This is a genomic window from Idiomarina xiamenensis 10-D-4, from assembly GCF_000299895.1.
GTDB lineage: Bacteria > Pseudomonadota > Gammaproteobacteria > Enterobacterales > Alteromonadaceae > Idiomarina > Idiomarina xiamenensis.
The window spans coordinates 1-13,165 of record NZ_AMRG01000014.1 but is presented as its reverse complement, the minus strand read 5'-3'; the positions used below and the strand labels follow the sequence as shown (position 1 = coordinate 13,165).

Annotated in this window: 13 protein-coding genes and 1 other annotated feature; of the genes, 9 read left to right on the top strand and 4 right to left on the bottom strand. The window is 49.0% G+C overall.

From position 1 onward, the window contains the following. Positions 1–43: 43 nt before the first annotated feature. From aroK to A10D4_RS10700, 8 genes are all read left to right on the top strand, one after another. A complete protein-coding gene (gene aroK / locus A10D4_RS10735; RefSeq protein WP_008489506.1) occupies positions 44–562 on the top strand; it encodes a shikimate kinase AroK in 519 nt (172 codons plus the stop codon). Between the two features lie 12 nt (positions 563–574). Then, positions 575–1,648, top strand: coding sequence for a 3-dehydroquinate synthase (gene aroB, locus A10D4_RS10730; RefSeq protein ID WP_008489505.1), 1,074 nt, complete (start codon positions 575–577; stop codon positions 1,646–1,648). 95 nt (positions 1,649–1,743) lie between these two features. Continuing rightward, the gene (locus tag A10D4_RS10725) at positions 1,744–3,252 is read left to right on the top strand and encodes an AAA family ATPase (protein WP_008489504.1); all 1,509 of its coding nucleotides are present in this window, start codon (positions 1,744–1,746) and stop codon (positions 3,250–3,252) included. Between the two features lie 63 nt (positions 3,253–3,315). Continuing rightward, positions 3,316–4,182 carry a Dam family site-specific DNA-(adenine-N6)-methyltransferase gene (locus A10D4_RS10720; RefSeq protein ID WP_008489503.1) on the top strand — a complete coding sequence of 289 codons (867 nt, stop codon included), beginning with the start codon at positions 3,316–3,318 and terminating at the stop codon, positions 4,180–4,182. Continuing rightward, positions 4,179–4,637, top strand: a complete 459-nt coding sequence (locus A10D4_RS10715) for a GNAT family N-acetyltransferase (RefSeq protein ID WP_008489502.1) — start codon at positions 4,179–4,181, stop codon at positions 4,635–4,637. The genes A10D4_RS10720 and A10D4_RS10715 overlap by 4 nt, the downstream gene beginning before the upstream one ends. Next, the gene (locus A10D4_RS10710; protein ID WP_008489501.1) at positions 4,634–5,389 is read left to right on the top strand and encodes a class I SAM-dependent methyltransferase; all 756 of its coding nucleotides are present in this window, start codon (positions 4,634–4,636) and stop codon (positions 5,387–5,389) included. The genes A10D4_RS10715 and A10D4_RS10710 overlap by 4 nt, the downstream gene beginning before the upstream one ends. A 56-nt stretch (positions 5,390–5,445) precedes the next feature. Continuing rightward, positions 5,446–5,928, top strand: a complete 483-nt coding sequence (locus A10D4_RS10705; RefSeq protein ID WP_008489500.1) for a peroxiredoxin — start codon at positions 5,446–5,448, stop codon at positions 5,926–5,928. A gap of 6 nt (positions 5,929–5,934) precedes the next feature. Next, positions 5,935–7,134, top strand: a complete 1,200-nt coding sequence (locus tag A10D4_RS10700; RefSeq protein ID WP_008489499.1) for a BaiN/RdsA family NAD(P)/FAD-dependent oxidoreductase — start codon at positions 5,935–5,937, stop codon at positions 7,132–7,134. 181 nt (positions 7,135–7,315) lie between these two features. Here the strand turns inward: A10D4_RS10700 and A10D4_RS10695 are convergent, their stop codons facing one another. From A10D4_RS10695 to A10D4_RS10685, 4 genes are all read right to left on the bottom strand, one after another. Next, entirely contained in the window at positions 7,316–8,374 is a 1,059-nt protein-coding gene (locus A10D4_RS10695) for a hypothetical protein (RefSeq protein WP_202801440.1), read from the bottom strand. Positions 8,375–8,728: 354 nt separating this feature from the next. Beyond that, on the bottom strand, positions 8,729–8,971 hold the full coding sequence (locus A10D4_RS14560) for an abortive infection family protein (RefSeq protein WP_420196198.1): 243 nt from the start codon (positions 8,969–8,971) through the stop codon (positions 8,729–8,731). Between the two features lie 78 nt (positions 8,972–9,049). Next, positions 9,050–9,544 carry a hypothetical protein gene (locus A10D4_RS14265; protein ID WP_008489497.1) on the bottom strand — a complete coding sequence of 165 codons (495 nt, stop codon included), beginning with the start codon at positions 9,542–9,544 and terminating at the stop codon, positions 9,050–9,052. Between the two features lie 165 nt (positions 9,545–9,709). Next, a protein-coding gene (locus tag A10D4_RS10685) for an IS3 family transposase (RefSeq protein ID WP_420196196.1) occupies positions 9,710–10,932 on the bottom strand; the annotation gives its coding sequence in 2 pieces (ribosomal slippage) (positions 9,710–10,650 and positions 10,650–10,932; 1,224 coding nt in all). After that, positions 10,532–10,654 (bottom strand) — a sequence feature (AL1L pseudoknot). (Overlaps the previous gene by 123 nt.) Before the next feature lie 282 nt (positions 10,933–11,214). On the opposite strand from A10D4_RS10685, the gene A10D4_RS10675 reads away from it, so the two are divergent. Further along, positions 11,215–13,165: AAA family ATPase (locus tag A10D4_RS10675; protein ID WP_008489494.1), on the top strand; the 1,951-nt coding region annotated here is incomplete at its 3' end.

The window sequence follows — 13,165 nt, the reverse complement described above, 5'->3', positions numbered from 1 at the left end:
GGATTCGTGAGTCACAGCTATCAAACGGTGATGTAACAGGAATATGGCTGAAAAACGTAATATTTTCCTTGTTGGCCCCATGGGGGCAGGCAAAAGCACTATCGGTCGCCAAATCGCAAGACAACTCCACCTGGAATTTTTTGATTCTGATACCGAAATCGAACGCCGTACCGGCGCCGAGATCAGTTGGGTATTTGAACTTGAGGGTGAAGAAGGTTTTCGTGCCCGTGAAGAGAAAGTGATAGAAGAACTCACTGAAAAAACGGGTATCGTGCTGGCTACCGGTGGCGGCTCTATTTTAAGTAAAGAAAGCCGCAATCGCTTATCGGCGCGCGGTATCGTGGTTTATTTGCAAACCACGATCGACAAACAACTGGCACGCACCCAACGCGACAAGCGTCGGCCGTTAATTGCCGAGGCCGATGACCCGCGTCAAGTATTAGAAGACTTGGCCGATGAACGCGAAGCGCTGTACGAAGAAATTGCGGATATTACCGTACGTACCGATGAACAAAGCGCAAAAATCGTCGTTAACGAAATCATCGACCAACTCGGCGTGTAGACAGGTACGCTCATGCAGACACTAACGGTGCAACTGGATGAGCGTAGCTATCCCATCTTTATCGGTCCACAACTGTTGGACCAAGCGGCTGAGTTATTACCCGAGCTTGCCCAGCGACAATTGCTCATCGTCACTAATCACACCGTCGGCGACTTATATTTAGTACGTCTACAACAGCAATTTAGTGCTGCTCGGGTGTTGGTGCATTACATTGGTGACGGCGAACAATTCAAATCGCTAGACAGTTACGCCGCGATCATGAGCGACTTGATCGGCGCCGGTTTTAATCGCGACTGCGCAGTGCTGGCCTTGGGTGGCGGTGTGGTCGGTGATATCGCGGGCTTTGTCGCGGCCACCTACCAACGCGGCGTCGACTTTTATCAAATTCCCACCACCTTATTGGCTCAGGTCGATTCATCGGTCGGTGGCAAAACCGCGGTTAACCATCCTGGTGGCAAAAACCTGATCGGTGCGTTTTATCAACCGCGAGCGGTCCTGATCGATTGCGACGTGCTCAATAGCTTGGCGCCACGAGATTTTTATTGCGGTCTAGCCGAAGTGGTGAAATACGGCATCATCCACGACGCCGACTTTTTCGGCTGGTTAGAGCAACAACAGCAAGCCCTGTTAGCGCGTGATAGCGCCACCTTACAATACGCCATCGCTAGCAGTTGTCGCATTAAAGCCGACATCGTCGCCGCCGACGAGCGCGAGCAAGACGTCCGCGCGTTGCTAAATTTAGGCCACACCTTTGGCCATGCCATCGAAGCCGCCAACGACTATAACCAATGGCGTCATGGCGAGGCCGTTGCTGCTGGCACTGTTATTGCATCACGCTTAGCCGTGGCAATGCAGTTGCTATCAGCGTCAGATTTCCGTCGCATTGTCGCGCTATTACAGGCACTCCAGCTTCCCGTTAAGGCGCCCGCCATGCCTTGGGAAACTTGGTTGCAGTATATGCAGCGTGACAAAAAGGTAAAGGCAGGCAAATTGCGGTTTGTCCTACCCACAGCGATAGGCAAATCAAAACTTCTGACTGACTGTGACGAGGAACTGGTAGCAGCTGCTATTGCCGACGCGAGTTAACAAGCCTTTTGTTAACCACGTAGCCAGGCTGATTTAGTCCTGCCGTATAGATGCGGTGCTAAATCAACGTTAACAGTTAAGTCGGACATACAGCTATGCAAGCGGTGACAGAACAGACCGCGTTATTGGCCGCCCCGGTGAAAAACACCGCCAGCCAGCAACGTGTATTAGAACGCCTACATTATCTCAGTAACTTCAGCCAACAGCTGTTGATTTTGCACGGCCCACAAGGTGCCGGAAAATCGACGTTGCTAGAATTGTATTTAGAACAAGCGTCTGAATATGCCGAAGTCGCTTACGTCATCGCCAATGCCCGTAGCAAAGTCAGCCATTTACGCACCCAACTGTTAACCCAACTGTATGGCACCGTGGCGGTATCCGACGCGCCACTGGCGACACAGTTACAGCGGCAGCGTAGCCTTAACCATGCTGCCATTGTCATCGACGATGCCGAGTTATTACCGACTAACTTTATCGCCGAACTGCAACAAGCGTTGCAGACCATGCGTGTACAGCGTCAGCAAAAATTCACCATTATCATCGCCGCCAGTAGTCAGTGGGCACGTCAGCAGCGCGCGCCTAACGGTAACGCCAGCAGCGCCGAACTGGTGCAAGTGGAACCCTTTGATCGGCAAGAACAGGTACTATTCGCCAACTCGCTGCTACCGGATAAATTACGACGCCGATTTAACGCCGAACGCATTCTGCAACAACTGCAAGGTAGCGACGGTTATCCCGGCGACATTCAACAGCGCATGGCCTACGCCATCGTCGCCGCACAAGCGCGTGCCAGCCGTGATGAGGCTGAGCAGCCTAGCGCCGAGTCCACCACCGCTAGCGCTAGTAGCGCTGCGAGCGAGGCAGCGCCAGCACGCCGCATCGCGCTGCGTTGGGTGTTGCTGAGCGCGGCGCTGTTAGCACTCGCCATGGCCGCTTATGTAACCCGTGACTTGTGGGGTATGGCCAGTACGTCGACCACTACGTTAAAAAATACTCGCAACGAGACACCCAGCGCAGCAACCACGGCGGCTGAAAACCACAGCAACGACGCTAACGCCGCCGATACCGAGAGCAACCGCGTAGCCAGTTTGGCCGAACCGTTATTGACCGAGCAGCAACTAGAACTATTGCCGGAAGATCTTAGCATCAGCTATAACAGCGCCTTGGGCGACCTGCAAAGTGCGGCCGAACGTTACCAAAATGACGGTAAATTCGCGCTAAGCTGGGTTAAGCAACGCGACGCCAGCAACGCCGATAGCGCACAAACGACCACGCACAACGATGATTTTGCCGACTTACCGCTGTTACCCAGCGCGATCGTGGACAACGCTTGGGTGGCCGCCCAAGCGCCCCAGCACTATGCGGTACAGCTAATGATCACCAGCGACCAGGCCAGCGCCGAAGCCTTTGTCGGCGACAGCCAGCTAGCGCCGTTCACGCGTATTTATCGCAAAGGCCAAGGCCCACATCAGTACGTGATCATTTATGGTCGCTACGATAATGTCGATGCCGCTCGCCAAGCCGCCAACGCCTTACCCGCGGCGATACAACGATTATCGCCGTGGCCAAAATCGTTTGCCGCCATGCAGGCCGAAATGCACTGATGTGTTTAGCCTTGAATCAGGTTACAATCGTGACAACGATTCAACGGTAACGCGTCGGGGCGCATGAAAAAGAACCGGGCATTTTTAAAATGGGCTGGCGGCAAATACGGCCTCATCGACCCTATCGCGGACTTATTACCCGAGGGTAACAAGCTAATCGAGCCGTTTGTGGGTGCCGGATCGGTGTTTTTGAACACCGATTACGACAAATACCTGCTAAACGACATCAACGCCGACTTGATCACCCTATACAAGTTCTTAAAGCGCCGTCCGAAAACCTTTATCGACGATGCGCGACGACTATTCGTGCCGCGCAACAATCATAACGACGCCTACTACGCGCTGCGCAAACGCTTTAATCGCAGCAGCGACGCCTACGAACGTTCCTTACTGTTTTTGTATATGAACCGTCACGGCTACAACGGCTTATGTCGTTACAACGGCTCGGGACAATTTAATGTCCCGTTCGGACAGTACGCAAAACCCTATTTTCCGCAAGCGGAGCTGGAATTTTTTGCCGAAAAAGCCAAGCGCGCGACCTTTATTTGCAGCTCATTTGAAAGCGTATTTCGCCGCGCCCGCAGCGGCAATGTGATTTACTGCGACCCGCCTTATGCGCCACTAACCAAAACCGCTAACTTTACCGGTTACGCCACCGGCGGCTTTAGTTTGGCCCATCAACACGAGCTGGCACGGCGTGCGGTACACACCGCGTTAAAACGAAAAATTCCAGTACTGATCAGCAACCACGACACCGACCTGACCCGTTTGCTTTATCAACAAGCACAAATCACGTCGTTGTCGGTCGCACGCAGTATCAGCCAAAAGGGGGACGCTCGCCATCGTGTCGCCGAGTTGTTGGCGCTGTATCTACATGAACACAGTAATGTGATCGATTTGTCACGAAAATTCGGTAAAGTTGCCACATGATCTGGGAAATAAAGTCATTTTCTGAACTGGATACCGACACCCTATACGCCATTTTGCAACTGCGGGTGGCGGTTTTTGTGGTCGAGCAAAACTGTCCATATCAAGAGGCTGACGGCGCCGACCGCGACGCCCTACACTTATATGCTCGCAACGAGCACGGTGATATTTGCGCTTACGCACGCTTGTTTTTGGCATCGGCGCAACAGCCTCAACAGCGCATTGGCCGGGTGATTTGTGCGCCACAAGCACGCGGCAGCGGCTTAGGCCGCGAACTCATGCGCCGCGCTATCGACTGGTTAGCCGCGCAGCAAGCCGGGCAGGCTATTATTATCGGGGCGCAAGTCTATCTGCACGACTTTTATCGCTCGTTAGGATTTGTCGATGTCAGCGCTGAGTATTTAGAAGACGGCATTCCGCACATCGATATGCAATTGCCGGCGGATGGCGCTGCATGACGCCAACGGTTGCTCTGTTAGCGGCTACGCCCGCTTTTGCCGACGCCGCCAAGCGCTTAGCCGAGCAGTATCAGCTGGCCGACAGCCCGCAGCCGGATGCCGAGTTTGTGCTGTATCTGGATGACGACGGCTTGGCGCTACATTGGCTCAGCATGCCCAAAATGACACCACTACGGATTAATTTGGGTGAGGGAAAAAGCGGCTTTCGCGCCCGCCAAGCCAGCATTAAAGACGAAGCCATTGCCCGTGCGGTCGGTTTAGGCAAGGGCCAACGCCCACGCGTTTTAGACGCCACCGCCGGTTTAGGCCGCGACGCCTTTTTACTCGCCAGCATGGGCTGTCAGGTGGCGTTAAGCGAGCGCCATGCGGTGGTCGCGGCATTGCTACAAGACGGCTTAGCACGTGCCGCCCGCCGTGTAGACTGGTTACCGGAAAGACTGTATTTTGCCGCCAGCGATAGCCTGTTTAGCGGCGCCGGATTGCGTAGCGACATTGATGTGGTGTATTTAGACCCCATGTATCCTAAAGCGGCGGGCAACAAACAGCGCGCAGCGGTTAAGAAAGACATGCAAATGTTTCAGCAATTGGTGGGCGCCGACAGCGACGCCGATGCCTTGCTGGAACCGGCGTTAGCAATGGCGCAACAGCGCGTGGTGGTAAAACGTCCGCAGCATGCGGATTGGCTGGCTGGGCTCAAACCCAACAGCCAAATCATCAGCAAAAAACACCGTTTTGATGTATATCAGCGCTAATTTATCGCGCGTTAACAAGCCCTCGTGCTTGCCAACTGACTCAATAAGGAACTCACATGATTGCAGAAAACCAACCCCTACCCAGCGGCACCGTGACCGAAAAAGGCGTGTTAGGTGTTCAATCGTATAATCCGGCCGAGCTGTTTGCCAGTGGCACCCATGTGCTGTTTGCCGTACCCGGCGCGTTTACGCCGACTTGTTCCGAGCAACACCTGCCCGGTTATGTCAATTTGGCCGATAAACTGGCCGCTGCCGGTGTCGATTCGATTAACTGCTTAGCGGTCAACGACGCCTTTGTCATGCGCGCTTGGGCAGAGCAATTACAAGTCGGCGATGCGGTACGCATGTTGTCAGACGGCGACGCCAGCTACAGCGAAAAGCTGGGTTTAGCAAAAGACATGGGCAGCTTTGGCGGTGTGCGGTCACAACGCTATGCCATGGTCATCAAAGACGGCGTGGTCAGCCACCTGTTTGTTGAGGGCGAGAAGCAATTCGAGCTAAGCAAAGCCGAGCATGTATTAGCCGCCTTACAGGGCTAAGCGTGGATGGCTGACTACGATGTAGTGATCATCGGTGCCGGTGCCGCCGGTCTGCATTGTGCCGCGCACGCGGCACGCCGTGGGCGGCGAGTGCTGGTGCTGGATCATGCCAAGCAAGCGGGCAAGAAGATCCTGATTTCTGGCGGTGGCCGCTGTAATTTTACTAATCTGTACGCCAGCCCGGAAAATTATCTGTCAGCCAACCCACACTTTTGTAAGTCGGCACTGAGCCGCTACAGCCAGTGGGATTTCATTGGTTTAGTCAGCGACTACGGCATTGCCTATCACGAGAAAACTCTCGGCCAGTTGTTTTGTGACGACTCGGCCAAGGATATCGTGCGTATGCTATTAGCCGAGTGCGACAAATATGGCGCCCGAGTACAACTGCGCACCGAGGTGACAGCGGTGACGCACGACGCCACTAACGGTTATACCATCGAGACTCAGCGCGGCGACACCAGACAAACGCTTTATAGCGACAAACTGGTGGTCGCTTGCGGCGGCTTGTCGATGCCAAAACTGGGCGCCACCCCGCTCGGCTATCAACTGGCCGAACAGTTTGGCCATCGCATTCAGCCGGTATCGGCGGCGTTGGTGCCGCTCACCTTGCAGCCCCACGATAAGCAAGCATTAGAAGAACTGAGCGGGGTATCACTACCGATCACCGCCAGTGCCAACGACGGCTTTTTCCGCGAAGCCATGTTGTTTACCCATCGTGGCGTTAGCGGACCGGCGATTTTGCAGATTTCATCCTATTGGCGACCGGGCGAGAGCGTCGAACTGAATCTGTGCCCCGATACCGATGTAGCCGAATGGCTTAAACAGCAACAGCAGCAATCGCCCAAAGCACAGTTAGCTACCGTCTTACAGCAGTTGCTACCCAAGCGCGTCGCGCAGCGACTACAAGCCTGGCAAGGCTGGCCGCAACAAGGCAACCTGGCCGACCTATCCCACAGCCAGATAGAACGCATCGCCAGCTTCTTAAACCGCTGGCCGCTCAAACCCAACGGCAGCGAAGGCTACCGCACCGCCGAAGTCACCCTCGGCGGCGTCGACGTTAACCAAATCAGCTCAAAAACCATGGAAAGCCAACTACAACCCGGCCTCTACTTTATCGGCGAAGTGCTCGACGTCACCGGCTGGCTCGGCGGCTACAACTTCCAATGGGCCTGGAGCTCTGGGTATGCTTGTGGGGAAGGGGTTTAGGAGCAGCAAATCGAATATCAAAGCGCTTAGCGACTTCTGGACTTTCCCAGTGTCACCGACGATTAATGTCGGTTATGTGCCAACAGCGGACGTTAACGGCTTGCCTGCCAGTGAATTATGAGCGCAGCAATTGACGTATCGGCGCGCAGCAACTTGTTAATCCGCAGCGATTTGGCAGATATTATTTTGCCGCTCCTCTATCATGTATCAAGTATTTGTAATAAAAGAGACTTTTTATCACATGATGGAGACTATGCATCTCACGAAAAGCGACAAGTAGCAGGCGCATGAACTCGAGTAATGTCATGGCTTTATCCGTGCCTAGCTCAAGGCGCCCACCGCCTGGGGTATAGGTGATAACCTGATCCACCCCGCTGTAGTTCACGTTATTGTGGGCAATCGCATTTCGCATATCTAGGTTGTAGGCGTCCATATCTACTTTAAACCAGCAGTCGTCAAGATACTTAAACTTTTCTGATAGAGCCTTTTCGGAGTATTTTATCAGTCCGCGTAGCGTGCCTCCATCAATTGCTTTAAAGCTATTTGCATCGCCTCTATGCAGTAGATTGTTTACGCCGGCTACAAGCACAAGTTGTCGGCTTAGTATTTCAACCACATCTTTGTACAAGTCTTTAAGACTCAAAAAGTCCTTCGCAGATACACGGGTTGCTGCCTTTTCAGCTTCGGTGTTGCCAATAAGATCAAGAAATAGTGCTGGCCTTAAAGGCAGTTCAGCGTCAAAAATCCTAGGGTAAATTTTTAGACAGTCACGCTGGAGCCCGCTCAGAAATTCTGATGAGTCGAGATCGTTTATGAATTCTCTCAATTTTTCTCGATTCATGACCTGCATCAGCTTTGGCATCCCCTCTGAAATCTCTTCGTTGTGAGCAAATACAGTGAACGGGAAAAATGCCTTTGCAATAACACAATAGAGCGTTGCATTGACGTCCTGAGGAAGCAGAGATTTTTCTACAGGCCTTTCTAGAGAGGCGGCCGCTCGTTTCTGAAAAAGCTGCTTATTTTTTCCATGGTAAAGATTGATTAACCTTTTGATTTCACCTGCTTTCTCAGCCATTTCGTTGAGCGCATTGAGGTGAAAACTATGAAATTGCAGCACTTCATGTGCCTTTTCTTGATCTCCACTTGTAGCTACTTTCAAGTCATCCATTGCCATGAAAAACGGCGTTTTCCCCATCTCGTACTTGCCTGAACGTACTGGAAAATCGAGATGTAAGTCCAAAAACGGATTAACTCCCTTGAACGGCCCAGAGGGTTGGGTCTCGGAGGGCCTACAACCATCAAATTGAAATTCGGAACGTGGCGCATGTGAGATATCGAGAGTAATTCCAAGCTGAGAATCGCAATGCGGGCACGAGAGAATCAAAGGCTGTATACGCCTGTTCGAGTACCCGATGCGACAGTCAATTTCCTGTTCACAAGTCTCGCATTTAATCGCCATACAGGTATTCACTATTACACACTCCTAAATTTCATAACGTCTACAGTCCCGCGCATGCTGGCAGACTTGTGAACGTTACTAGGCTCAAAGACCTTTGACCTTTCCCCTTAATAACGGGGTAGAACCCCTTGTTTCTTATGCTTTGGTATTGGCATGAGTTGAGATTAGGAAAAGTGTCATTGAGCCTGCAAGGTTAACAGCCAGCTCCGCATGTCTGGCTTGAGGTTTAACAGGTAGCTTTCCTTTCCCATGCGCATCTCCTAGTTTATTTCTCAAAGTTCCCAACCCGTTCACAATACCAGAGCAGCCACCAAGAATTTGTTTAAAAATCTGCTCATTATGTTGGTCTGGTGAAAGGTTGAGCTCTTTTGCGGTTATTTTATAAAGTTCTGATAATTCAATATTGCTGAAATTCTACTGAATGCCTTTATCATCAAGTATGTGTTTACATACACTTTAAAGGATTGTCCTTGATATTGTTATTGCACCTTCCGGATCTGAAAGCTTTCGCTCAAGTGCTTTAGACCAAGCAAAATTAATACTATCTGAATCGAAATCACTTAACACTTCATCGATAGTTTTCTGGGCAGGATGTGGTAGTCCACTCTCTAAAAACTGTAAAATAGGATTAGCCTCAGTCCAAATGAAGCGTCTACGCTCTTCATAAGTAGAAAATTTGGACTTTATAAATTGCCAGAACTGATCAAGATTTCTTTTTGTTTTTATCCATCTTGGTAGCATTTCTGATATTACAGTTGAATTAAGTAACTCGTGACGAATAAGTTGATAATGTCCGTCGTCAGCTTCACCTCCTGTAGCCGTGGCTATCAAGAGGCTTTGGAAGTACTCGGCTCTTTCGAATTGATTGTCAAGATGTTCAAGTCCCTGCAATTTCAAAATTCCTATGAAAATAAAAAGCTTGGCTTTTCGACCAGTGGATATCTCTTGCAATATTTAACTCACATTAAACAACTTAAATACACAGCACAATAATAAAACGCACAACATTGTACGGATTAGCGCACTGTTCCTGATTCGCACTATTAATAGTGTAGGTTGCTACGGCGTTAAGCTGAATGAATCGAACCGGTAAATTCGGAGGCGTATTTGTTTGAGTCATGCTGCCTCAACTTCTGCTAGTTGTCGATAGTAATTATCTTCATACTCAGCAGGTGAAATATCCCCGATAGGACTCAACAGGCGCTTATTGTTGAACCAGTCGACCCAATCCAGTGTTGCCAGTTCGGCTTGCTCAAGCCCTCTCCAGGGACCGTCTTTGTAGATGACCTCCGCTTTATACAGGCCGTTAATCGTCTCAGCTAACGCGTTGCCATACGAGTCGCCGACGCTACCAACTGACGCACTAAAACCAGCCTCTGACAGTCGCTCTGAATAACGGATGGACACATACTGACTGCCTCGGTCACTGTGGTGAATAACGCCTTTCGGCTTTCCACGCGACCATAGTGCTTGCTCTAAGGCGTCCAGAATTAATTGTGTCTGCATCGATTTCATCACTCGCCAGCCAACAATCTTGCGCGAGAAAACATCCTTCACGAAGGCGACATACACAAAACCTGACCATGTCGCGACGTATGTGATATCGGCGACCCACAGCTGGTTAGGACGCTGCGCGGTAAACTCACGATTAACTAAATCTAACTGTTTATCCGCACTGTCATCGGGAATTGTCGTGACACAGCCGCGACCTCGGCGCACACCGAGAAGTCCCTGAACGGCCATGAGTCTGGCGACCGTGCAACGGGCAACCGTAAAGCCTTCTCGCTTCATCTGTTTCCACACTTTTCTAACGCCATAGCAACGGCTGCTTTCCTGCCATACCCGCAGAATTTCTGGTTTTAGTGCTTCATCCTCATGAAACCGCTGGCAGCGACGCTCAGGCTCCGCTTCAAGTGCTTTGCAGCGATAATGCGTTGATGGTGCAATCTTCAATACCCGACAGATTGGCTCGATACCATACACATACAACGCCCGGTGAGCATCAATAAACTGGACTATTTCTTCGGTTTGCGGTCGAGCTCCGCCTGCGCAAAAAGTGCAGCAGCTTTTTTCAGGATCTCGTTAGCTTGTTTGAGCGCTTTGTTCTCTCGTTCGAGCTCTTTCATTCTGACTGCAGCATCACTGGTGACCCCGGGCTTCTTGCCTGAGTCGACTTCCATTTTGTTGACCCAGGCTCTTAATGTCTCTGGAGTACAACCAATTTTGGATGCAATCGATACCAAAGCAGCCCACCTCGATGAGTGCTCATGCTCTGATGTCAAAACCATGCGAACAGCACGTTCGCGGACTTCTGGTGAATAGGTGATTCTTTTGTTCATTGGCTAATTCTCTCAAGATTATTGGCCTCCGACAAACCCGGTTTGATTCAAAATGTCCGGTTCTCGCTCAAAGCAGACTGGCTGTTTAGTTCGAATAGCAGATGTTAACGTCTTAAGGGCGCTGCGGATAGGGCAATCCCGCCTGCTTAATTTGTTATGTGCGATATTTTATGCACATAGAAGGTGATTATAAAAATCAGGCCTCACCAGTTTTATGTGCTTTTAAAACATAGAGAACTGTGCTCAGATGAGGTGAGACAATGGAAAAATGTAGCTTATAAGATGGAAACAAAACTCACTCCGAGAGAAAGGGCGCACTCTCGGTTAAAAGCGCTCATCAAAAAATATCAAGATCAAAAGGATGCTCTTCAAGATGGAAATGAAGCCAAAACTCGCCTTCTCCTAATAGATGAAGTTTTGAAGGCGTTGGGGTGGGATGAAAGCGAGTTTAACCCTGAAGCAAAATCTGGTACCGCTGGATATATTGACTACTTGCTTGAATATGATGGTAAACCTTGCTTAGTCGTCGAAGCTAAAAAATATGGGACAACATTCTCGAGTAATAATAAAAAAACTATCACTAAACACGAATACCCGGTCTCTTATTTTAAGCAAGCCTTTAATGCTTCTTTAACTGATGCCATAAAGCAGTCTGCAGCTTATTGTTGGTCTACAGGCGTATCGTTTGCTCTGATTACAAATGGAGCTGAATGGATGCTATTCCAACTTATCCCTAGCATGGGATCTAGCATTGAAAAAATGCAAGGTGTTTATTTTGGTAATCTTTTTAGTGAATCCTTTTACTTTGATCAACTATGGGAGCTTGTTTCGAAAGATGGAGTTTCTCAAGGACAACCACATTCTTATCTTTATGAAATTAATTACTCACCATCACCAGTATGCAAGCTTTTACAGTCAGAGATAGGTCCCTTGCGATGGTGGGAATCACCTTCACCAGCCTTCCTCAATGAATTTTATTCAGAGTTTTTCGGTGAGATTATCCATGGGAAAAGGCAAAAGATGCTTGAGCACTGCTTTGTCGGTGACTCAAAGTTAGAGCAATACAAACGTGAATTAAAAAGCATACTAAAAGACTCAAAACCCAACTTTTTACCTCCCGAAAGTGAGGATTTTGATCCTATGGGTGGAAAAGAGGAAATTTTTAAGGAAGTCGGTTCTGGTAGAGTTGTTATTATCACAGGGGCTGTTGGTTGTGGAAAGACGACTTTAGTGAATAAAGCGTTATATGAAGCTAGACGATATAAAAAAGGAACTACTCTTCCTCTTCTTGTCGATTTAATAAACGATGTTCATAAAAGAGCCTCTAATGCAAAAGAAATCATTCTTAAAAGAGCACGAGAAGCCATTTCTGACAAAGAGCCTGAATTAAGAAAAAATGCAGCTCTTTTAAAGGCTTTTAAAAGCGAAATTAAGGAGATAAGGGAAGGACCTTATGCTGAAATATACGATAATAATGAGGAGAGGTTTATTGAAGACAGAGCTGCTGCTCTATCCAGATTAATTGACGATGATGAGCTATATATTAAGAGAATTCTAAAGAGCAAAACAAGTGATAACGTCAATGTTGTATTAATACTTGATAACGCCGATAAAGCTTCTGAGGATTTTCAAGAAGAGCTATATGTTACGGCACATTCCTTGGCTGAAGCAACCGGTGCAACCGTAATAATAACGATGAGGGAGTTTACCTTTTTTAACAACATGAATGGATTCTTAGATGTAAGGCCTGACGATAAAGTTATACACTTGAAGACTCCTGACTTCGTAAAGTTAATTTCCAAGAGATTAAGCTACATTGAAAAACACTTTGATGAGGACTATAGATGTTCAGACTGGAGACGATTATACGACATAAATACTTTTAAGCAGGCATCTCAAACGTATTCAAGTCAGCTTCGGGAGAACCTTCTTAAGAATTCTGACGGATCCAAGATAATAGAGGTTATTTCGTGTGCTGCTTGGCATAATGTAAGAAGCTTTTACTCTTATTTGGGACGTATTCACAAAGATCTTGGCGCAGACGCAAGCTATTGGAACATTAGTCACTTGATCGCTTCGTTTTCTGTCATCAAAGAATTAGAAAAAAAGCCTGTGATTCCTAATATTTTTATTCCCTACGGAAATGATAACTACTGTTACTTCTTAAAACTTAGAATACTCCACTACTTAAATGATGGATTGTGTAAATATCCCATTTATAACACAGTCATCT